The sequence below is a fragment of the Oceanobacillus limi genome, assembly GCF_900111445.1.
Taxonomy (GTDB): Bacteria; Bacillota; Bacilli; order Bacillales; family Amphibacillaceae; genus Ornithinibacillus; species Ornithinibacillus limi.
Genome location: NZ_FOHE01000001.1, coordinates 200,839 through 220,499 on the forward strand (window position 1 = coordinate 200,839; position 19,661 = coordinate 220,499).

At 37.8% G+C, this 19,661-nt stretch carries 27 protein-coding genes and 2 pseudogenes; 22 read left to right on the forward strand and 7 right to left on the reverse strand.

Annotated features, from left to right (window positions below; genetic code table 11):
• Positions 1-92: 92 nt before the first annotated feature.
• Positions 93-731: a YczE/YyaS/YitT family protein gene (locus BMX40_RS01185; RefSeq protein ID WP_090866005.1), complete on the forward strand. Its 639-nt coding sequence runs from the start codon at positions 93-95 to the stop codon at positions 729-731.
• A 22-nt stretch (positions 732-753) separates the two neighbouring features.
• Here the strand turns inward: BMX40_RS01185 and BMX40_RS20040 are convergent, their stop codons facing one another.
• Entirely contained in the window at positions 754-909 is a 156-nt protein-coding gene (locus tag BMX40_RS20040) for a hypothetical protein (RefSeq protein ID WP_170840627.1), read from the reverse strand.
• Between the two features lie 221 nt (positions 910-1,130).
• On the reverse strand, positions 1,131-2,246 hold the full coding sequence (locus BMX40_RS01190; RefSeq protein ID WP_090866007.1) for an NAD(P)/FAD-dependent oxidoreductase: 1,116 nt from the start codon (positions 2,244-2,246) through the stop codon (positions 1,131-1,133).
• 134 nt (positions 2,247-2,380) lie between these two features.
• On the opposite strand from BMX40_RS01190, the gene BMX40_RS01195 reads away from it, so the two are divergent.
• The gene (locus BMX40_RS01195) at positions 2,381-2,932 is read left to right on the forward strand and encodes a hypothetical protein (protein WP_090866009.1); all 552 of its coding nucleotides are present in this window, start codon (positions 2,381-2,383) and stop codon (positions 2,930-2,932) included.
• A 97-nt stretch (positions 2,933-3,029) separates the two neighbouring features.
• Positions 3,030-3,962: a manganese-dependent inorganic pyrophosphatase gene (locus tag BMX40_RS01200; protein WP_090866011.1), complete on the forward strand. Its 933-nt coding sequence runs from the start codon at positions 3,030-3,032 to the stop codon at positions 3,960-3,962.
• Positions 3,963-4,388: 426 nt separating this feature from the next.
• Here BMX40_RS01200 and BMX40_RS20045 read toward each other — a convergent pair whose 3' ends face one another.
• Both BMX40_RS20045 and BMX40_RS01205 read right to left on the reverse strand, forming a co-directional pair.
• Positions 4,389-4,553, reverse strand: coding sequence for a hypothetical protein (locus BMX40_RS20045; RefSeq protein WP_170840628.1), 165 nt, complete (start codon positions 4,551-4,553; stop codon positions 4,389-4,391).
• A gap of 111 nt (positions 4,554-4,664) precedes the next feature.
• Positions 4,665-5,252, reverse strand: coding sequence for a hypothetical protein (locus BMX40_RS01205; protein WP_090866013.1), 588 nt, complete (start codon positions 5,250-5,252; stop codon positions 4,665-4,667).
• A 617-nt stretch (positions 5,253-5,869) separates the two neighbouring features.
• Between BMX40_RS01205 and BMX40_RS01210 the strand changes: the two genes are divergently transcribed.
• The 11 genes and pseudogenes from BMX40_RS01210 to BMX40_RS20595 all read left to right on the forward strand — a co-directional run bounded on the left by BMX40_RS01210 (position 5,870) and on the right by BMX40_RS20595 (position 13,289).
• Entirely contained in the window at positions 5,870-6,022 is a 153-nt protein-coding gene (locus tag BMX40_RS01210) for a small acid-soluble spore protein P (RefSeq protein WP_090866431.1), read from the forward strand.
• Between the two features lie 180 nt (positions 6,023-6,202).
• Positions 6,203-6,991: pseudogene (locus tag BMX40_RS01215) on the forward strand (MBL fold metallo-hydrolase).
• 14 nt (positions 6,992-7,005) lie between these two features.
• Positions 7,006-7,299, forward strand: a complete 294-nt coding sequence (locus tag BMX40_RS01220) for a DUF6958 family protein (RefSeq protein ID WP_090866015.1) — start codon at positions 7,006-7,008, stop codon at positions 7,297-7,299.
• 102 nt (positions 7,300-7,401) lie between these two features.
• The gene (locus BMX40_RS01225) at positions 7,402-8,376 is read left to right on the forward strand and encodes an ABC transporter ATP-binding protein (RefSeq protein ID WP_090866020.1); all 975 of its coding nucleotides are present in this window, start codon (positions 7,402-7,404) and stop codon (positions 8,374-8,376) included.
• Positions 8,363-9,136 (forward strand): ABC transporter permease, encoded by a 774-nt coding sequence (locus tag BMX40_RS01230; protein WP_090866022.1) that lies wholly within the window; start codon positions 8,363-8,365, stop codon positions 9,134-9,136. The genes BMX40_RS01225 and BMX40_RS01230 overlap by 14 nt, the downstream gene beginning before the upstream one ends.
• Before the next feature lie 170 nt (positions 9,137-9,306).
• Complete coding sequence (locus BMX40_RS01235; RefSeq protein WP_090866024.1) at positions 9,307-9,876, forward strand: hypothetical protein; 570 nt, start codon at positions 9,307-9,309, stop codon at positions 9,874-9,876.
• A 91-nt stretch (positions 9,877-9,967) separates the two neighbouring features.
• The gene (locus BMX40_RS01240; protein WP_090866026.1) at positions 9,968-10,318 is read left to right on the forward strand and encodes a CotD family spore coat protein; all 351 of its coding nucleotides are present in this window, start codon (positions 9,968-9,970) and stop codon (positions 10,316-10,318) included.
• A 76-nt stretch (positions 10,319-10,394) separates the two neighbouring features.
• Positions 10,395-10,949, forward strand: coding sequence for an SLOG family protein (locus BMX40_RS01245; protein ID WP_090866028.1), 555 nt, complete (start codon positions 10,395-10,397; stop codon positions 10,947-10,949).
• A gap of 150 nt (positions 10,950-11,099) precedes the next feature.
• Positions 11,100-12,287, forward strand: a complete 1,188-nt coding sequence (locus BMX40_RS01250; RefSeq protein ID WP_090866030.1) for a lactate 2-monooxygenase — start codon at positions 11,100-11,102, stop codon at positions 12,285-12,287.
• Positions 12,288-12,386: 99 nt separating this feature from the next.
• A pseudogene (locus BMX40_RS20590) lies at positions 12,387-12,920 on the forward strand (GNAT family N-acetyltransferase); the annotation flags it as partial.
• A 57-nt stretch (positions 12,921-12,977) separates the two neighbouring features.
• Positions 12,978-13,289 (forward strand): DnaJ family domain-containing protein, encoded by a 312-nt coding sequence (locus BMX40_RS20595; RefSeq protein WP_244513319.1) that lies wholly within the window; start codon positions 12,978-12,980, stop codon positions 13,287-13,289.
• Between the two features lie 81 nt (positions 13,290-13,370).
• Here the strand turns inward: BMX40_RS20595 and BMX40_RS01260 are convergent, their stop codons facing one another.
• The 3 genes from BMX40_RS01260 to BMX40_RS01270 form a co-directional block, all read right to left on the reverse strand.
• Entirely contained in the window at positions 13,371-13,571 is a 201-nt protein-coding gene (locus BMX40_RS01260; RefSeq protein WP_090866034.1) for a zinc ribbon domain-containing protein, read from the reverse strand.
• A gap of 244 nt (positions 13,572-13,815) precedes the next feature.
• Entirely contained in the window at positions 13,816-14,043 is a 228-nt protein-coding gene (locus BMX40_RS01265) for a hypothetical protein (RefSeq protein WP_090866035.1), read from the reverse strand.
• A gap of 161 nt (positions 14,044-14,204) precedes the next feature.
• The gene (locus tag BMX40_RS01270) at positions 14,205-15,047 is read right to left on the reverse strand and encodes a glycoside hydrolase domain-containing protein (RefSeq protein ID WP_090866037.1); all 843 of its coding nucleotides are present in this window, start codon (positions 15,045-15,047) and stop codon (positions 14,205-14,207) included.
• Positions 15,048-15,214: 167 nt separating this feature from the next.
• Between BMX40_RS01270 and BMX40_RS20050 the strand changes: the two genes are divergently transcribed.
• The 8 genes from BMX40_RS20050 to BMX40_RS01305 all read left to right on the forward strand — a co-directional run bounded on the left by BMX40_RS20050 (position 15,215) and on the right by BMX40_RS01305 (position 19,654).
• Complete coding sequence (locus BMX40_RS20050) at positions 15,215-15,379, forward strand: DUF6019 family protein (RefSeq protein ID WP_170840605.1); 165 nt, start codon at positions 15,215-15,217, stop codon at positions 15,377-15,379.
• Between the two features lie 89 nt (positions 15,380-15,468).
• Positions 15,469-15,777 carry a hypothetical protein gene (locus BMX40_RS01275; protein ID WP_090866039.1) on the forward strand — a complete coding sequence of 103 codons (309 nt, stop codon included), beginning with the start codon at positions 15,469-15,471 and terminating at the stop codon, positions 15,775-15,777.
• Between the two features lie 12 nt (positions 15,778-15,789).
• A complete protein-coding gene (locus tag BMX40_RS01280; RefSeq protein ID WP_090866041.1) occupies positions 15,790-16,338 on the forward strand; it encodes a hypothetical protein in 549 nt (182 codons plus the stop codon).
• Positions 16,339-16,363: 25 nt separating this feature from the next.
• Entirely contained in the window at positions 16,364-17,110 is a 747-nt protein-coding gene (locus BMX40_RS01285; protein WP_090866042.1) for a phosphorylase family protein, read from the forward strand.
• Between the two features lie 218 nt (positions 17,111-17,328).
• Positions 17,329-17,658: an HIT domain-containing protein gene (locus tag BMX40_RS01290; protein WP_090866044.1), complete on the forward strand. Its 330-nt coding sequence runs from the start codon at positions 17,329-17,331 to the stop codon at positions 17,656-17,658.
• A gap of 100 nt (positions 17,659-17,758) precedes the next feature.
• Entirely contained in the window at positions 17,759-18,448 is a 690-nt protein-coding gene (locus BMX40_RS01295; RefSeq protein WP_090866046.1) for an aspartate/glutamate racemase family protein, read from the forward strand.
• Between the two features lie 25 nt (positions 18,449-18,473).
• Positions 18,474-19,106, forward strand: coding sequence for a zinc dependent phospholipase C family protein (locus tag BMX40_RS01300; RefSeq protein WP_090866048.1), 633 nt, complete (start codon positions 18,474-18,476; stop codon positions 19,104-19,106).
• A 56-nt stretch (positions 19,107-19,162) separates the two neighbouring features.
• Positions 19,163-19,654, forward strand: a complete 492-nt coding sequence (locus BMX40_RS01305) for an NUDIX hydrolase (RefSeq protein WP_090866050.1) — start codon at positions 19,163-19,165, stop codon at positions 19,652-19,654.
• Positions 19,655-19,661 lie beyond the last annotated feature (7 nt).

Below are 19,661 nucleotides of genomic sequence, written 5' to 3' on the forward strand. Positions count from 1 at the left end.
GTCATTGCTTCTAGGCATGGCGTCTTTTTCTTGCATATTTCTCATAAATCCCCCATGATTAACAGGAGACCATAGAGAAGGGGAAGAGGAGCATGGGGCTAGTCATACGTTGGGCCTTTTTTATGGGAGGGCTTATATTTTTTAGTTTAGGGATTACGTTTGCGATTAATGTTCAGCATTTAGGTGTTCATCCATGGGATGTGCTTAGTGTTGGTTTATTTGAAAAAATTGGGCTTTCGATCGGTTCATGGACAATCATTATTGGGTTAGTATTAATAAGCGTCACATTTATCCTTGACCGTTCCTATATAAAAATTGGTACGTTTCTAAATGCATTTGTTGTCGGATTATTTGTTGACTTCTTTTTATGGCTGGATTTCTTACCAAAGGCCACACATACATGGACGGATATTCCGATTATGCTCGCTGGTATTATACTAATGGGATTAGCAGGTGGAATATACAACGCGGCAAGAGTAGGATCAGGCCCACGGGATGGGTTTATGCTATCGATTGCGGAGAAACTCGGTGCTCCCATTAGAAGGGTACGAATTATTACGGAGTCTTCGGTCCTAGTCATTGGAATATTTTTGGGAGGGCCTGTATTTTTATTTACTTTTATATTCACATTTATTCAAAGCCCACTGTTTCAGTTTGCTTATTTACGATTTGTTACCTTAATTGATCGACTGATCATGGATAAAGAAATGATTAAATCGAAAGTCGGCTGATTTGATGGAAAGAGGTTGCACCCTATGATGGGTGTAACCTCTTTTCTACTTTAATATTACCTTCACTGACTTCTTCAATGTCATGTTCGATCATGAAATTCTTCATGTAAAGCCAAGCAAATACAACGAAAATGATAGTAACAATAACAACAATTCCAATCAGCAATTTGTCTTTCACGAAATTCCCCCTTAGTGAATCAATAAAACTTCGCTGTGTAAAAATCAAGCTTCTTTTCTCGCTATTTAGGATACTTACTCCCATTGATTAACGAATAATGGATTTACATTGAAGCCAAACACTCATTCCGATAATAGAACTCCCCTGATCTGAGCACAGTCGTTGTCCACTAGTTGTTTATATGACTATACCCAGAAAAACATAGCAAAGCCGATAAATACTTAATCAGCAATTGCTCCTGCAACATCATAATCTTCTAATTGGATATCGATTTCCTTTCCTAAAGCCAATTTGGCCAATTGTAAACCAACAAATGGTCCAGTAGTTAACCCAGAAGCACCGAGTCCATTGGCAAGTATTACTTCTTCATGGCCAGGAAGTGGTCCGACTACTGGTAAAAACCCTGGCGTAAATGGACGGAACGCAACTTTTGCTTGGACAAAGGTACTGTCTGCTAAGCCGGGTGCGAATCGAAAGGCTTTTTCCAACACTTCATGAACGGCACCGGCTGTAACTCGGTGATCGAATCCAACCTCGTCTTCATGGGTAGCTCCGAGTACGATATGATTATCGAAAGGAACAATCGCTTGATCGGATGGTGGCATCACAACCGGCCAATGAGAGGTTTTCCTATTCGGAACTTGTACATAGACAAGCTGGCCACGCTGGGCAGTACCTTGAAACACCACACCTAATGGAGCTAATAAATCGTTCATCCATGCGCCTGTGGTTAGAATGAATCGGTCTGCTTGCATAAATTGATTCGACACGTTAACCCCGGTAACCTTACCATTTTCATGATTTAATGTCGCATCTCCATGTACAATTTCTGCACCATGTTTTTCTGCTGCCTGTAACAGTGCCTTGTTTAGAAGAGCACCATTTACACGTGCGGCTCCACTAATATGGACCGCGCCATATTTTTCATCTAATAATGGGAATAATTCCCGTGTTTGTTCAGGTGTAAGAAGTGTAACGTCACCAATTTCAGGAGCATCTTCACGACGTGCAACTGCCAGTTCTTGCATTTTTCGTAATCGTTCTTCATTATCTCGAATACTTATGGCACCAACTTGAGCATACCCGGTTTCAGACTCGCCATCATCCTGTAACTCCTGAACAAGCTGAGGGTATAATCTAGCACCACTTTTGGCTAAGTGATACCATGCCTTGTTCCGACGTTGAGATAGCCATGGGCAAATGATTCCTGTAGCAGCACTTGTTGCTTGTCCTGCTTCTTGACGATCAATAATTGTAACCTGAGCACCTTGTTTCGTTAGTTGATAAGCAGTTGACGCTCCTAATATTCCTGCACCTATAATAATTACTTTTTTCATATAAAAATCCTTTACTAACTAAATTTATGTTCTAAGCATCTTTACTATATAAAAAATGTGCTGGAATTGTAAATCAAAAAAAGGGAAAATGCTGATTGTTAAAGAATATGTAACAAATAGGGAGGGGTGTTTACATGAAGGAAAATCAAGTTGCAAAAATATTATACATAATCGGGATAGCCCAAATTGGGATTGGATTTGTTTTAGGACTTATTGTAGGGGCAACAGAAACCGTCATCTATGGCCCAAATGGATTTGGCCAGGTCCAATCCGGCTTTAACTTTTCCATCTTTATAACATGGACATTAGGTGGCTTTGTTTCGGGGATGTTATTTATTGGATTCTCAGAAGTAATCAAGCTACTTCATGAAATCAATTGGAAGATGAAAGTACCGGAGTCGGGAAAAGCAGAAGGCTTAATGCTTGATACAAATCAAAAGCAGGTAAATGTAACGGTCAATTGGGAGTTGGAAGAAGCGGAGCTTGAAAAGATTAAGGATTTTTATCAAGAAGAGGAAATCATCGAAATTATTCCAGCAAATATCGAAGGATACTGCGTCGTGAAACTACAGCAAGAAACAGGAAGAATGATTCGAATTGTTGAGGTTTCTGGTTTTGGTGTAGAGGAAATAAACGAGGGGAAAACGAAAAAGAAAATCATTCGTTGGTATAATGAGCTTTCCTAGTAAATTGCTACGCATTTTATGTTTAAATATGTTAATCTTGTTACAGGAAAAAATTATAAATGTAAGTATATGAACCATACATAAAGGAGAAATGAACATGGGAAAAACGTTGATTTTTGGACATAAGAGTCCAGACACAGATACAATTTGCTCTGCACTTGTTTATGCGAATTTAAAGAACAAGTTAGGTTTAGATGCAGAGCCAGCTCGTCTAGGTGAAGTTAACAAAGAAACGCAATTTGCATTGGATTATTTCGGGGTAGATGCACCTCAATTCATCGAAAAAGTAGCTGATGATGTAGAGCGTGTTATTTTAGTTGACCACAACGAATTTCAACAAAGTGTCGATAATATCAAAGATGTTCGTATTGCTGAGGTTATCGATCATCACCGTGTTTCTAATTTCGAAACAAAAGAACCACTATACTTCCGTGCAGAACCAGTAGGGTGTACGGCAACGATTTTAAACAAGCTGTATAAAGAAAATGGTGTAGAGGTGGAAAAGGATATGGCAGGACTACTTCTTTCTGCGATCATCTCTGATTCCTTGCTATTAAAATCACCAACATGCACACAGGAAGATGTAGACGCCGCACATGAATTAGCAAAAAAAGCTGACGTAGACTTAGAAAAATATGGTCTAGAAATGCTTCAAGCTGGTGCTGATTTAAGCGATAAATCACCAGCGGAGTTAATTTCAATGGACGCAAAAGAATTTGCGATGGGAGATGCGAAAGTAGAAATTGCTCAGGTTAATACAGTGGATGCAAGTACGGTTTATGCGTTACAAGCAGAGCTTGAAACAACAATTGACCAAACCATTAATGAAAAAGAGCTTGATTTGTTCCTATTCGTTGTAACGGATATTTTAAACAATGATTCGGAAGTGTTAGCTCGTGGAACAGGAAAAGATAAAGTAGAAACAGCATTCAACGTAGCTTTAGATGATCAAAATCGTGCCTTGTTAAAAGGTGTTGTTTCCCGTAAAAAACAAATTGTTACGGCATTGACAGACGCTTTTACAAAATAAATGGGTTCGTGAAAGCAAGATATTAATACTTAAAGGAATATCCGGATGGTTCAAATTCTTTCGTTAGAATTTGAATGCATCCGTTTTTTTCTTTCTTAGTAGGTGTTTTCAGAGCGAGTAAATAGCATCAATCTATCATTGATCTGAAGGAAAAGCTAAAATGGGGAAGGGGCACCCCATCTCAGCAACTAAATAAATATCCCTATATATGCAGCGCAATCATGACATGGTTGTTCACAATATAATATGGGAAAAAAGGTGGGTTAGTATGGAGCATATACCTAGTTTTCTGAATTTAGGCAAATGTATATCCCGTGCCTCGAAATTGTTCTGGTAATCGAAGGATGTTCCATAGTGTATCCAATAGTTATCAACCATGTAAAAACCCCTCCAACTAGGAGAGGTTTTCAGAAGTATAACTACATGCTACCTATTTCTCAATTGATTAACAAGGCTAGTCAAACGGTTTTGTAAATCTGCATTTTTGGAATTATTTTGGAGTAGATTGGTTAGGTTGTTTTGAACTTGGTTTAAGTTACTTGATAGTTTTTGTGACGCCTCGTTTAGTTTTCTTCTTACATCTTCTTGCATCATCTATCCCCCCTTTCTACTATAGAATATGGTAGAGTTAGAAAGATGCTCGTTATACTTCACCAAAATAATAAAAATTGATTCAACAATCTAGCAAACTAGATTAATAGATTATTTATCCGACTGAAACATTTTTGTCATTAATTCAGTCATTTGCTTGAACTGTTCTTCATCATCCATCATTTGTTTCATCATGTCCATTGCTTGTTGCCTTGTTGATGGATCATTCATCATTGATTTGACAAGGTCTGCAGCTTGATCGTTTGAGCCAAGATTTTGAAGCAGCTCATCGAGGTTTAATTTATCTGACATAATGTTCATCACTCCTTTCCATGGAAGTTTGCGTGCAAGGTTTTTTATCGTATTCATCAGATTTCGAACATATTCGATTCCTTCCTCTCTTTTTAACGCGTTTATTATTCCAAGTAACTTATCTAGTGATTCCGTATTAATTTGTCTACTTTCCCATTCATTTTTTAATTGAAGGAGGAATCTTTCCCCATCCGTTATTGTTTCTTCCTCTACATTGTTTTCTCGAGCTGTCTGAAAAAATCGATTGGCAACTTTAGCAATGTCCTGATCCGGTTCAGGAACATTCACTGGATTGTTCCTTGTTGATGGGTTGCTATTTGATTCTGAACTTTGTCTCATTTGCTTATACCTTCCAGCACCAGTATTTTTATGCCGATTTCTTTTCAACTGTAATTCACCACCCTTACCTTAATACTCTCTATACATGAGTACGTAGGAAACGTATAAATGAAAGTGTGAATGTCTATTATTTGAAAAAATATATGGTTACCTAATAGGTCAACTAGATATATATACTGGTTTTGTCCAACTGCCTAGTTCATGCGGTAAAATCTAGGTTTCTTTTCCTACTAAAAATAACTATTTTTTTATATATCGCAGAATAATGCACCTTTGTCTATACCATTAATCGGTTTCGACATAGCTTATTAATGTGAGATCTCATAGAAACACTCTGGGAGGTGAATAGGAATGATTGCAGCGATCCTTCTATTGTTTTTCTGGTTCTTCATCTTTACGCCAATTATTCTATTGATAGCACTTGTTGCAGCGTTAACTTAATATAGTTAGAATTCACTCCTAACTCTATTTTCTCACCCGAGAGTAGGTATTCCAAAAAAGGGATACCTACTCTTTTTACGTAAAAAATTGGAACGAAATGGCGATTCTAGATTTTTTCATTCAGCTCTACAAATGATCCTAATGTTTTTTCCATTTATTAGGATTGTATAAATCGTTAGGTTTCCCAAAAACTAAGCATGTATGTTGAAAGGAGGTAGTTCATGATGGCAGGAAAACCAAAAGGACCGAAACAACAAAAACAACCTGACTTACCATTAGGCCCGGAGCAACCATATGGTGAGCCAACGAGTGGATCGAAAAAAGTTAAGAACCGAAATCATTCTAGACAAAAGCAGAATCCACATCATGATTTATAGAATAGAGAGAAAAGGTAGTTTTTTAACTACCTTTTCTAGTTTTTGGTAAAAAGTGCTATTAGAGAGCTTTCCAAATATAAATTGCCAAATGCTATTATTTTCCATAAAATAGAATGAAGGTGACAATATTACTAGCATGTGCCTTTTCGATGAATAAATTCTGTTTAAAGGAGGGTTTGTATGAAACAAATTAAAGACGATTGGTTTACGATTCAAGAAATTGATTCACAAACGTATGCAATCAGTGAGTATGGTCACTGGGAAAAGGTACACTCCTTTTTACTTATTGGTGAGGAGTGAGCAGCTTTAATTGATACTGGATTAGGGATAGATAATATTAAACGGATCACGGATCAATTAACGGAATTACCAATTATTGTGATTACAACACATGTTCATGTAGACCATATTGGTAGTCATGGAGAGTTTGACACGATCGTAGTACATGAAGCTGAAAAAGACTGGTTGATGAATGGAATTAAAGAATTGTCCATCGAACAAATACGATTCGATATCGGAAGGGACATTACAAAACCTACACCGGAAACGTTTCACCCGGATACATATACCCCTTTTCAAGGGGAACCAACGGAGACACTATCTGATGGGGACTTAATTGACTTAGGTAACCGTCTATTAACAATTCTTCATACACCAGGTCACTCTCCTGGACATATATGTGTTTTGGACAATTCGAGGGACTTTTTATTTACAGGGGATCTATTATATACAGGAACCCCAATTTATGCATTTTATCCAACGACAGACCCTGAAGATTTGGTGAATTCGTTAGAGAAGATTTCTTATTTAGAAGGAATACAGAAGGTGTTTGGTTCACATAATCAATTAGGGATCGAACCTACGATCTTACAGGAGGTTTTTGAGGCGGTGTATGAACTACGGGGGAAAGACGTTATCCGACATGGAACAGGTATCCATACATTTCCGTCATTTCGTGTAAAATTTTAGAAGGGGTTTTTAACGTGGACCGAATTCAATTGCAGCACCCAGAAGGGAAAAAAGGAAGCAATATTATTAAAAGTAAATACGATGTTATGAAAAAGACAATGCTCGAAACAATGGAGGAATACGGAGAAATTTCGTTTAAAGAACTGACCAAAGCAATAAATGAAAAATTACATGGAAAGTTTGACGGTTCCATTACATGGCATGTAACAGCGGTAAAATTAGATCTAGAAGCACGGGGCTATTTGGTACGGTTTCTAAAGAATAAACAACAATACATCAAACGAACAGAAATTTCAGACAAACCATGACTCCGCCTTAAGTCTGAAACTTTTTCAATCTTCAGATCGTAGATAAGTTCGGTGTTGCTTTGTATGCTATAGATAGAAATAAGAAATGAGGGGATGGGAGAAATGGAATCCATAATTGAAGTACGTAACATTAAAAAAACGTACAAAAAGAGAAAGTCGAAGGAAATTATAACTGCAGTAAATGATATTTCATTCACCGTAAACAAAGGAGAAATACTTGGGTTATTAGGGCCGAATGGTGCTGGTAAAACAACAACCATCAAATTAATCTGTGGGTTACTTATCCCAGATTCTGGATTCATAAAAGTTAATGGCATTGATACACAAGAAAAACGATTGCATGCATTACGACATATTAGTGCTGTGCTGGAAGGAAATCGAAATTTATATTGGCGTTTAACGGTACGCGAGAATTTAGAGTATTTTGCAGGAAACCGAGGAAAGTCACGAAAAGAGGTTGCCTTAGAAATTGATGATTTATTAGAAAAGTTCCGATTGAAAGAGAAAGAAAAGGAATTAGTGAACCGTCTTTCAAGGGGGATGCAGCAAAAGTTAGCCATTGCTGTCGCGATGTTAGCTGATAGTGAAGTAATCCTTCTTGATGAACCAACCTTAGGTCTTGATGTAGAAACAGGCTATGAGGTCCGTGAAATGCTACAAGATATTGTGAAGAATTATAACCGGACGATCATTATTAGCTCGCATGATATGGATGTTATTCAGAATTTATGCGAACGAACGGTAATTATTAACCATGGGGAAATCGTAACAAACGATAAAGTTGATAACCTGTTACGCTTGTTTGATGTTCGTGCGTATACGATTACGCTCGATGGATTTTTAAGTGAACACCAACAACAACTCTTACTTCAAAAGTTTCCGCAGCTAGAATACATTCCAGATACGATTCAATCCACATTAAAGGTAGACCTCACCAAGAGCGAAGAAATTTATGATTTATTCGATGTACTAAAATTGGAGCATACCCCTGTAGAATCAATTGATAAAAAGACAGTGAATTTTGAAGAGGTATTTATGAAGATTGTAAAGGGGGAAAAACAATATGCAATGGTTTAATTTATTCAATGCAAATATTCGAAAAGAATATATCGAATTAAAGCGGTATTTGCCAAATACGCTTGCGATGTTATTTACGTTTTATTTTGTATTCCTAGGAATGTTTTTTGGAATACAAGTGATTGGTGATCCGAGTGTACAGGATATAAATACGCAATATGCAATTGTCAATTATGTATTTTGGTTCCTAACGATCATGGTTATACAAGATATTGGCTGGCAAGTCATTAATGAAGGAATGCGTGATACGCTCGAGCAGCTTTCCATGTCACCGATGGGGATTTGGAAGATTATGACGACACGATTATTAGCCACAACCCTTCTTAACTTTATAATTGTTGTCTTTTTATTATTCTTATCCATGCTGACAACTGGGCAATGGCTTAATATTGACGTTGGGACTCTTTTACCGATCCTACTGTTAACATTGATTAGCATGTTTGGAATTGGCTTTATCATTGCTGGGATTTCAATTGTGCTTAAACAAGTGCAAGCATTTCTACAAATATTACAATTTATTTTAGCAGGTTTAACCTTTGTACCATTAACCGTTGCACCATTTTTAGCGTTTTTTCCTTTTGTCAAAGGGGTAGATCTCGTTCGTAGTGTTATGATTGATGGCGTTACATTAAGTCAAATTCAGGCTACCGACTGGGCTATACTAAGCGTTAATGCGGTTGTTTATTTTGTATTAGGCCTCTTTATTTTCTTATATTGTGAACGATTTGCCATGAAACGAGGGTTATTGGCGCATTATTAATAATGAAAGGATGTCTGAACATAGGGGCATCCTTCTTTTGTTCTGCAAAATTAAGAATAGGAAAACGATTGGATCTTGCAGCTGCTAGTTGTCTTTGGAAATTTTATTATATTGAAATACATTCCTTGTACGTAACGTCTTATTCGTAACAGTAGGTTAGGGGGAGTGTTATGAGATTTTTGAGTACAGTAATCATTATAGCTTTAACCTTTTTGATAATCGTGATGAATCCTATCCCTTCATCAGCTTGTTCGTGTGCCGAGCTTTCAAGTGTTCAGGATGAAGTTGACCGATCCGATGCTGTATTTTCTGGTGAGGTTTTAGAAGTTACAGAAAAGACGAATGGATATGGATATGCTTCTGTTTTACTTGAAGTAGATACTGTATGGAAAGGGATTGATCAAACGCAGGTCATTCTGTCTACTGGCCTAGGCGGTGGAGATTGTGGGATTAAATTTCATCCGGGATTTGACTATTTAGTATATGCTAGCTCTTCATCTATGTATGATGAGAATCATTTAGAGACGACCATATGTGATCGAACAGATCGGTTAAGTGGTGCAGCAGAGGATTTAGATATTCTTGGTGACGGAAAGGAGCCAAGTGAACAGGTTGACTTAAAAAATGGATTAGGAAAAACTAAATTCTTCCCTATTCTTGTGTGGGGAGTACTTGGCTTTTTAGTAATTGGAACTTTAGCTTTTGTCATGCTATATCGTAAAACCAAAATAGATACCTAATAAATTTGCTCAAAGTAGGTTGATGTCTTATACAGATACCCGTCACTTGTCATAGTTTATTAGTGAACTTAACACAAGAAAGGGGATTTTAATGAGACATCGACCGCATTTTTGTAAACCGAAACAAGTGGTTCATCCAACCAAGTGTAATGTCGTAAATACGTGCAGCGAAGAAACCATACAGCATATTCACCCATCACACACTACCGTGATGAATCATCATTTAATTAAAAATGAACATGTGTATCCTCATTCAACTTCATATGGTAATACTGTTAACAGTGTAGATGTATTTGGTGGAGCGTTTAATGTACCTTCTCCAGGCCCTGGAGCACCGGCTGGACCAGGTGCTGGACCGGGATTTGCCCCAGGTGGACCGGGTGTAGGGCCTGCTGGAGCAGCAGGAAGACCTCCTATGCCAGGTGCAAATCCGTGGAGATAACGGCATGAATGGTGATACGATGAAAGAGCTGGCAGGAAAATAGCCAGCTCTTTTACATGGAAAGGTTGATTTACATATGAAAGTGTTGACCGTTACGGGATATAAACCAATGGAGTTAAATATATTTAAAGAGAATGATCCAAAAATTGCTTTTGTAAAAGCGGCTATTACGAAAAAATTAATTGGATTTATTGAAGAAGGTCTAGAATGGGTGCTCGTCAGTGGTCAGATGGGAGTTGAAATGTGGACCGCAGAAGTCGTGTTAGATTTAAAAGAGGAATATGAGATAAACCTAGCTATCATTCCACCGTTTGAAAATCAGGAATCCCGCTGGCCGGAAGAACTACAAATGAAGTATCAAGAGTTAACTATGGTCGCTGATTTTTACCAGCCGATGTATCAAGGGGATTATCGAGGTCCATTTCAATTTGTGGCAAAGAATAAATGGTTGATCGATAAAAGTGATGGTTGTTTATTATTATTGGACGAGGAGCACCCTGGTAGCAATCGTTATTTTCATGAAGAAGCAAGACAGGCAACTAAGGATTACGCAATCTATCTAATTACTCCATTTGATTTAGATGAAGTAGTAGAAGAGATTCGCATGTCGGATCCAGAAAACTGGGGATAAGTATCAGATCCCCAGTTTTTTCATCTGCTAATAAGATTGATTTTTTTAAAAATTCTTGCTACAATTACCATTACTTGCAGTCTACGAATCGAAGGAAGAAGTAATATGAAGTATGAAATCGCTTACTATAATTGATAGGAGGAATTTTATATGAAGAATATCGGAAACAAGATTCAATATCAAATCTATTCAACGATGTCAAACCCCGATCCAAATAGATTACCAGTATCCTATGAAGCATGGGAAGAAAAAGCTCGTGATGTGCTAGAAGATGGTCCCTATTATTATGTAGCCGGTGGTGCTGGTGGGGAAAATACGATGAAAGCAAATCTCGATGCATTTCAGCAACAAAAAATTATCCCGCGAATGCTTCGTAATGTAGAAGAACGAGACCTATCTATCGAGCTGTTTGGTCAAACATATCCATCTCCTGTATTGCAAGCACCTATTGGTGTTCAATCCATTATCCATCCAGAAGGAGAAATCGCATCAGCAAAAGCTTCTGCAGAAATGGGGGTTCCCTACATAGCTAGTTCTGCATCATCCGTTCCAATGGAGAAAATTGCAGAAGAAATGGGGGATGCTCCTCGTTGGTTCCAGTTGTATTGGAGTAAAGATCCTGATATTACAGCTAGCTTTGTACGAAGAGCAGAGCAATCAGGATATTCTGCCATTGTGGTCACATTAGATACGCCAATGATGGCTTGGCGTGAGGATGATTTAAAAAATGTGTATCTACCATTTTTAATTGGTGAAGGGGTTGGAAATTATTTTTCCGATCCAGCATTTCTTTCCAAACTTGAAAAATCACCTAAAGAAGATCCTAATGCCGCTATCATGTATTGGACTCAAATCTTTGGCAACCCGGGACTAACATGGGATGATATCGCCTTCTTAAGGGAACATACTAATCTTCCAATTCTATTAAAAGGGATCCTTCATCCAGAAGATGCAATACTAGCACTAGAATACGGTGTGGATGGCATTATTGTTTCGAATCACGGTGGGCGACAAGTTGACGGAGCACAAGGAGCACTTGATGCACTCCCTCGGGTTTGTGAAGCGATTCATGATCAAATACCAGTCTTAATGGATAGTGGGATTCGACGTGGATCCGATGTAATCAAAGCACTGGCACTTGGGGCAAAGGGGGTTCTGGTAGGTAGACCATGTATGTATGGTCTTGCTGTAGCCGGACAACAAGGTGTAAAAGAAGTTCTACAAAATCTGATTGCCGATTTGGATATAACGTTAGGCCTAACTGGTCATCAGGCTGTTAGCGAAATAGATCGCTCAGCCCTATGTGAAGTGAAAGCTGAAGTGGAACAAATGAAATAATGGTAGAAGGCATCGCCAGTGGGCGGTGCCCTTTGTATGGAAATTTATGATGTTTACCGAAGTAATTGATAATTATTAATTTATAGAGAGGTAATTTCGATGAGACAATTTCCTGTTTTAGAAACAGATCGGCTTAAACTTGTTGAAATGAATCAGCAGTTCAAGGAAAAGTTTTATCGTATTTTGTCCCATGATGAGGTAGCAAGATATGATGGAATGAGTAGATTGGAATCTATTGAAGAAGCAAGTGAAATGATTCAATCGTTTGCTTTCATGTTCAAGCAGCAGCGAGGTATTCGTTGGGGGATTCTATTAAAGGAAACCAATGAATTGATTGGAACAGTAGGCTTAAATAATTTGTTTATGGATGGAAAGCGAGCGGAAATTGGATATGAATTAGATCCTGACTATTGGCAAAAAGGCTATACTTCAGAAGCAATAAAAGAGGTTATGGACTATGCATTTTCTAAACTCAAATTATTCCGTATTGGTGCGATTACATTGCCGAAAAATTACAGATCCATTCAACTATTACAAAAGCTCGGATTCTCGTTAGAAGGAACCTTAAGGGGGTACCTATTTCAAAATGGAAGATCACATGATGCATCCATCTATTCGATTATCAAGCCAGAATGGAGGAAGGAAGAAGATAGCTTTGAAGTGGAGGAAAGGCTCCAATATAAAGACCATATGTCCGAGATTATACGAAAAGCAGAGCAGGATGGCCATTTTGATGACTTGCCTGGAAAGGGAAAACCATTAAAACTTGATCGGAACTATGGAGGTAATCCATACGAAGCACAACTTAATAAAACCTTGAAGGATAATCACGTTCTCCCTAGATGGGTCCAGCTCGGAAATGAAATTGATCAATTAAAAGAAATAATATCGACTCTTGACGGGAAAGAACGGCGTAAAAAAGTGAAAGAGGTGAATAAAAAGATTAAAGAATTTAATTATGCTTGTCCACCATCATTGCAGCGAAATAAAGTGGCGGAGTGAAAAATGGAATCCTTTAACTTTAAAGGATTCTATTTTTCACTAATCCCTTATTCATCATTCATTACTCACTAATCGTGGAAGTTAGGAATCAAGGTTTGCAGGCTTCTCCACATAAAGCTCGAATATATATCCGCAGTTCAAACAAAAATACGAAGTGATTGGTGACGATTGACTTCGCGGATTATCATGGGGAAACATATGAACCGCTGCACCGTTTCCAACTCGAATCGTACCTTTCTTCATTTGATTATGCTCGCATTTTGGACATACTGTATCATTCATACGAATACACTCCAATCTTATTAAAATTTATCCTGCATATAACTGGCAGGCAGACATAAACGCGACGTCCTGTCGCATTGTCGGCACTAGCGCGTCCTGTGCGTCGTAAGACCCCCACTTCAAACCTACGGGGTATAACCAAGCAGGTTAAGTGGGGGATCAACTGAAAGTCAAATGTCCGATTCGTTCATCTAACGATCAGTGGGGGATGAAGAAAACCCACTGATTGAAGATTCACTTTATGTCAGAGATTCATATTCTTAACACCAAGAATAACAGGAAGAAAAAGAACAAGGATACCAATAATGATTATAAAGGTACCGAAAAACTTGAGGGACTTTTTGTCATGATATGTAACTCCTTGCTTGAGAAAATAATCGAGTAAAGTTGGTACTTTACCAGTAAATATTAGCAATCCAAAGTATATAAAAACGAACCCAATGATAAGGACGAAAATTACTTCCATCGGCATTTTAATTCCTCCTTATTTGGAAGGGCAACACTTATTCATACGTTTTCTCTTGCCAAGAGGTTTCAACTAAAATAAGTGCGAATCGTATACCAATTCGCACCCTTTCTCTATATTCCCTAAGTTTTATATAAATGGTTATTTGATGGTAAAAGACCTATTGTCTACCATAAATAATCGATCATTTCTCCTCTAAATAGGTTGGTATCAATGTTACAGGTTTCAGCGTCAATCGCGTATTGCCAGCCATATAATAAGGAATTTTCAGGTCCTTGTGGATCATATTCAGGAGCATTTTCCTTCGTTGTCACTTCTTCTTGAGGATATGCTGTCCAAACAACCATGTCTTCTTGAACCTCTTCCTCCATTGCGTTATACTGTTCGAGTAGTTCACTACCCTCATCAAATACACCGTATACAGCAGGCTCATATTCAGAATCATTTACCCTATCATACCAACCTTCCATAAATGCTGCATCTACTGGATAATCAGGCTCAATATCAACGAATAATCCAACACCTTCAGGGACCTCTAGATTATTTGCGTATTCGATGGCCTGCTCACCATGATCCACACCATGATCATATCCTGTCGCATCATTTACATGGTTATAGATTACTAGAATTTGGATGTCATTTTCGTGTAGGTAGTCAACCTCATCACTATCTAATCCAGCTGATACTCCTTCACGATCCCCCAAATAACGTCCCCATACTTCTGGTTCACCAAAATTGTCAATTACACAGGAATACATGTCTTCATCCGTATAACTAGCGGAGTCTACGCCCCAAACGATCTCTTCGGAATCACCATTTTCAGAGCCTTCCTCATTTTCAGATCCATTCTCGCTATTGGAATCATTACCATTATTATTGTCTCCGTTTTCCTCTTGTGGTGGTTCATCAGAAGATCCATTCTGCTCATCAAAAACTACTAAATTTAAAAAAATCGGGATTGCGATTACTACAGCTAGGCTAATTAGAGTGAAAATCTCATATCTTTTCATAAAGTGCTAAAACACCCTCCTTTCATCCCTATGGCATTGTATTAAGGAAAAGGAGGTTGTGTGTGGGCATTCGCCTATAAATGAATAGATGAGAAATGATTCTATGGACATTGTTTGCTATAATGGAACTCATATAGAAAATGGAACGAACAAAGGAGGGAAATTACATGGGTGAGTTTTTAACATTTTTAATGAACGTATTTATTTATGTCATTCCAATTATCATCTTATATTTTGTAATTCAAGCAGCAGTTCGAAATGGAATTAACCATTCTGAGGTAGGAAAATATATATTAGAAAAGAAAGAAGCCGAAGCAAAAAAGAGGAAATAACAGCTGAGAGAGCATTGTACATCAACAATGCTTTTTTTATATAAATTTTTCTGTCGAACATCATATACTCTAGTAAGGAGATGATTGCATTGTCGGAATGGAAGCTTACTGGAATTGTAATGGTAGAGGTTTTGTTGGCTCTCTTCATTGGACTAGGGTTAACGAACTTTGGACTACTTCCTTTTTATCATCAGCTTGGGATTGTCGTGGGAGGAGATGTTTGGATTGTTTGGTTTGCCGTAGCTACTATTCTTTTTTCGGTTTATACTGTACTGTTTGCTTCAAGGGTACATTATCCGATGAAGAATCGGTTGAAATCGAAGTTGTTTTGGTTATTATGGCTTGCTTCCATTATCGTTGTACTACTCCCATTTATTCAGGGAGAGGTGCTTTTTTAGGAGGGGATGATTATGAAAAAATATGAGACTTTATTAGATCAACGAGAAATTAACATTTTAGAAAACATGGTAGGGAAAAAATTGGAATCTCTCTTAAGTAAATCCCTTAATGGAATGATACCAGAACCGATTTATCAGTTCTATCAACCCATTGTATTGGGGTTTGATAAGCATTATGTAACTGTGGACGTCGAATATATGGAAACGTTGGAAGGCTGGGACGATTACTGGGACTTTTCCCTTCAAGAGCAAGAAACACCAGAACCTATAAATTATAGAGGCGATTCCAAATCTAATAATATGATGTTATATCAGCCTTTGGTATTTTTAGGGGTTTGGTCGGAGATAAAAGGATTTTCCGTCTACACATTAGATTCACATACAGAAACAGAACACATTCATTCTGATGTAGCCATTGTACTTTACTTAGAAAATGAAACAAAACTATGCATCTCTGGAAGAACGGACTGGTCCGCATTGCAGTTAACATGGGATGAAAACAAAATATCAAAGATAATAGATGAAGATTGCTATGAAAGATACGTTGGGGGCAGTAAATGACAACGGAATCTATGGGGGAATAACGATGAAATTATATGGTGATTTTACCAAAGACGATTGGAAACATACATTGAAAATCGAAGAAAGTCGCATTCCGAGTACCTTCATTCTTCATGGAGAATGGGAGCATGAAGGGAACATAAGAACCTGGCAAGAATTACTTGCAAAAGAGCTTTGGCACCCAACGTGGAATACGTTAATTGGAGAATATAACGCGAAGCAGGTCGGATTTTCCAACGTATTTGGTGGTCCGGTTGCTGCGATGATTTCGCATCGATTTGCACTTCTAGGTACGGAGAACTTTATTCAAACAGGCTATTATGGGGGTCTCTCACAAGCGATTCAATATGGCGATATTTTAATCGTTACGAGTGCTTACATGGAAGATGGAGTTTCCCAATGGTATATTCCAGGACAGACCATTGTGGATGCAGATACAGAGCTCGTACAAGCTGCAATAGATTATTGTGAAATGAAAGGATATCGGTATGTTACCGGATCCGTGTTTTCTACGAGTGCAATGCTAATGGAAACGTCGGAACTTGTGCAAAGCTGGGCAGCGGATGGGCATGTCGGAGTGGACATGGAGACAGCAACTACTTTTGCGATTGCAAGAAAGTATAACCGTAAAGCGATCGGATTATTAAATCTATCCGACCATATAATTGAAGGAGATACATTATATTCTGGCAATGAAGAATTCAAAGAAATAGAAGGAGAAATCGATCGTCGAATACGGGAAATTTCTTTATATCTTGCCGAGAAATTCTAGTAAATCGGATGAGTGATTGTATAAATGATCCTCATCCGATTTTGTTTTGGATGGGCGTTTTTTTACGATGTACCGAATGCAGTGAAATATCTCAAAATAACAGCTGTGCTTGCAGTGGAAATTATAAATGTACCGAACTATTTTTTTCTGCTGAATAATCTGTTATTTTATCCCAATCAAATGTTATACTATTTTTAAAATTGCAAAGGGGTATATAAATGTCCAACGATTTTTATTGTGACGAAGTACTGAGCGGAAGGACACAAGTGAAAAAGGTATCGGAGACCGATAATACATTAGCTTATTACCACACCAGACCTTTTTGGGAAGTACATATTGTTGCCATTCCAAAAAAACATATTCCATCTTTAACAACGATCGATCCCCATGATATACCAATACTTCATGAATTAATAGAGACGATTCAACAGGTTGCCTCACAAGTAGAAATAGAGTTTGGTGCATGTAGAGTGATTACCAATCTTGGTGAATACCAAGAGTCTAAGCATTTACACTGGCATATTGTATCAGGAGAAAAAATTAGATAAACAGTTGTGTTTTAATAGATAACGCTGAACGGTCACTACAAGTGCTTACGTACGTATGTTATGAATTTTAGGGAATATCAAAAGGTGGAGGGGATTGCTTATGAAAACAATTGGGCTAATAGGTGGAATGAGTTGGGAGTCTACGGTTGAATACTACCAACAGATTAATAGAGAAGTAAACGCGAGGCTAGGTGAGCTACATTCCGCAAAAATTTTGCTATATAGTGTGGATTTTGCAGAGATTGAGACCTATCAATCATTAGGAGAATGGGAGAAAGCAGGAGAAGTACTGGCGGAAGTAGCAAGTAAGCTAGAAAAAGCAGGTGCGGATTTTCTTGTAATCTGTACCAACACGATGCATAAAGTGATGGAACAAATGAAAGCAAATGTAACTATTCCTATCCTACATATTGCTGATGCGACCGCTAAACAGATCAAGAGCAAGGGGATCCAAACGGTTGGGCTACTAGGTACAAAATATACGATGGAACAGGATTTTTATAAATCTCGAATCATGAACCAAGGAATAGAAGTGATTGTTCCAAATAAAGTTGATAGGGAAATGATAAACAAGGTCATTTTTGAAGAATTATGCCACGGGGAAGTAAAGGCTAACTCGAAAAATGATTACCAACAAGTGATCGCAAGTTTAGTGGAGCAAGGAGCGGAGGGAATTATACTGGGGTGTACGGAAATCGGAATGTTAATCCAAGCTGAAGATGCAACGGTTCCACTTTTTGATACTACAAAAATCCATGCTAAAGAAGCGGTAAATAAAGCATTAGAATAATGATATCTACAAAGGGGGAAACTTTTTGGGTTCAAGAGTGATGCATTTAATTATAGCCAATAAAATAGCGGACCAACTTTCGCTTAAGGATAAGAAAGCATTTCTATTAGGTGGGATTGCACCAGACGCAGTTGCACCGAAAGATCGATCTCATTATTTTGCAGGGAAAATAGAAGACTTCACAAGATATATTGCTTATGAAAAATTCCAAGAAAAATATCAATCATTGAATCAAAACTATATTTTAGGCTATGTTACCCATTTAATTGCCGATGATATCTGGCTGAAAGGTTTCTATTTATCATGGTTGAAAAATCGTATGAACCACGATGAAGGACTTTATCAAAAATACCATGGGGACTTCCGTTTGTTAAATGGAAAACTGCTTGATCATTACAAAGTGAAGATTGATTTACTAGATGATATCGACTCTATTCAATTACCGGATATAGATGAGGTGAAGGCGAAGGATGTAAGGGAGTTTATCCCTTATGTAATCGGGGATTTCGACTATAATAGGCAAGACTTGGAAGCAGATTTAAACGTATTCACGTTTGAACAAATGGTTGGTTATGTGGAAACCTCAGTCGATAAAGGGGTTTTGTATGTAAAAGATCAGCTTTTAAATGCAAAACATGGAGAAACACAATCAACTTAATCTGCTATGAAATAGAAAATTATACTTTAAACGAATTCGTATAAAGGAGATTTATCATGTTAAAATACACAATCGCTTTTATAAAGCGAGGAAATGAAATCCTGTTACTAAATCGGGAAGCCGCCACCTGGATGGGAAGCTGGAATGGTGTAGGTGGGAAACTTGAACCGGGAGAAACGCCAACAGCCTGTATCATGAGAGAAATCTATGAAGAAACAGGAATTAGAGTGAATGAGGTTGTGGACAAAGGAACCGTTACATGGAATGTTAATCGAGCGCATTCCGATAATGGGATGTATGCTTTTGTCGTGGAGTTACCTGACACATATAACTTCAAAACCCCATTAAAAACATCTGAAGGGATCTTAGATTGGAAAAAGATAGATTGGATTTTACACCCTGACAATACGGGTGTTGCTAACTTGCGCTATTTTTTGCCGAAAATGTTAGAGAGTGATGAGCGACAGAATCACCACTTTATATATGAAAACGGACAAGTTAAGGCATTTCAATCATCACCTAATTTGAAGTTTGCTGAAACTTTTTAGAATTGTC

What these genes read in the sequence shown, in the direction of transcription:
- BMX40_RS01225 (WP_090866020.1), top strand. Translation starts at nt 7,402, where the DNA reads ATGGAATCCATAATTGAAGTACGTAACATTAAAAAAACGTACAAAAAG.
- BMX40_RS01210 (WP_090866431.1), top strand. Translation starts at nt 5,870, where the DNA reads ATGGCAGGAAAACCAAAAGGACCGAAACAACAAAAACAACCTGACTTA.
- BMX40_RS01290 (WP_090866044.1), top strand. Translation starts at nt 17,329, where the DNA reads ATGTCCAACGATTTTTATTGTGACGAAGTACTGAGCGGAAGGACACAA.
- BMX40_RS01285 (WP_090866042.1), top strand. Translation starts at nt 16,364, where the DNA reads ATGAAATTATATGGTGATTTTACCAAAGACGATTGGAAACATACATTG.
- BMX40_RS01240 (WP_090866026.1), top strand. Translation starts at nt 9,968, where the DNA reads ATGAGACATCGACCGCATTTTTGTAAACCGAAACAAGTGGTTCATCCA.
- BMX40_RS01295 (WP_090866046.1), top strand. Translation starts at nt 17,759, where the DNA reads ATGAAAACAATTGGGCTAATAGGTGGAATGAGTTGGGAGTCTACGGTT.
- BMX40_RS01280 (WP_090866041.1), top strand. Translation starts at nt 15,790, where the DNA reads ATGAAAAAATATGAGACTTTATTAGATCAACGAGAAATTAACATTTTA.
- BMX40_RS01190 (WP_090866007.1), bottom strand. Translation starts at nt 2,246, where the DNA reads ATGAAAAAAGTAATTATTATAGGTGCAGGAATATTAGGAGCGTCAACT.
- BMX40_RS01230 (WP_090866022.1), top strand. Translation starts at nt 8,363, where the DNA reads ATGCAATGGTTTAATTTATTCAATGCAAATATTCGAAAAGAATATATC.
- BMX40_RS01265 (WP_090866035.1), bottom strand. Translation starts at nt 14,043, where the DNA reads ATGCCGATGGAAGTAATTTTCGTCCTTATCATTGGGTTCGTTTTTATA.
- BMX40_RS01185 (WP_090866005.1), top strand. Translation starts at nt 93, where the DNA reads ATGGGGCTAGTCATACGTTGGGCCTTTTTTATGGGAGGGCTTATATTT.
- BMX40_RS01235 (WP_090866024.1), top strand. Translation starts at nt 9,307, where the DNA reads ATGAGATTTTTGAGTACAGTAATCATTATAGCTTTAACCTTTTTGATA.
- BMX40_RS01200 (WP_090866011.1), top strand. Translation starts at nt 3,030, where the DNA reads ATGGGAAAAACGTTGATTTTTGGACATAAGAGTCCAGACACAGATACA.
- BMX40_RS01270 (WP_090866037.1), bottom strand. Translation starts at nt 15,047, where the DNA reads ATGAAAAGATATGAGATTTTCACTCTAATTAGCCTAGCTGTAGTAATC.
- BMX40_RS01245 (WP_090866028.1), top strand. Translation starts at nt 10,395, where the DNA reads ATGAAAGTGTTGACCGTTACGGGATATAAACCAATGGAGTTAAATATA.
- BMX40_RS20045 (WP_170840628.1), bottom strand. Translation starts at nt 4,553, where the DNA reads ATGCAAGAAGATGTAAGAAGAAAACTAAACGAGGCGTCACAAAAACTA.
- BMX40_RS20595 (WP_244513319.1), top strand. Translation starts at nt 12,978, where the DNA reads ATGTCCGAGATTATACGAAAAGCAGAGCAGGATGGCCATTTTGATGAC.
- BMX40_RS01195 (WP_090866009.1), top strand. Translation starts at nt 2,381, where the DNA reads ATGAAGGAAAATCAAGTTGCAAAAATATTATACATAATCGGGATAGCC.
- BMX40_RS01305 (WP_090866050.1), top strand. Translation starts at nt 19,163, where the DNA reads ATGTTAAAATACACAATCGCTTTTATAAAGCGAGGAAATGAAATCCTG.
- BMX40_RS20050 (WP_170840605.1), top strand. Translation starts at nt 15,215, where the DNA reads ATGGGTGAGTTTTTAACATTTTTAATGAACGTATTTATTTATGTCATT.
- BMX40_RS01260 (WP_090866034.1), bottom strand. Translation starts at nt 13,571, where the DNA reads ATGAATGATACAGTATGTCCAAAATGCGAGCATAATCAAATGAAGAAA.
- BMX40_RS01250 (WP_090866030.1), top strand. Translation starts at nt 11,100, where the DNA reads ATGAAGAATATCGGAAACAAGATTCAATATCAAATCTATTCAACGATG.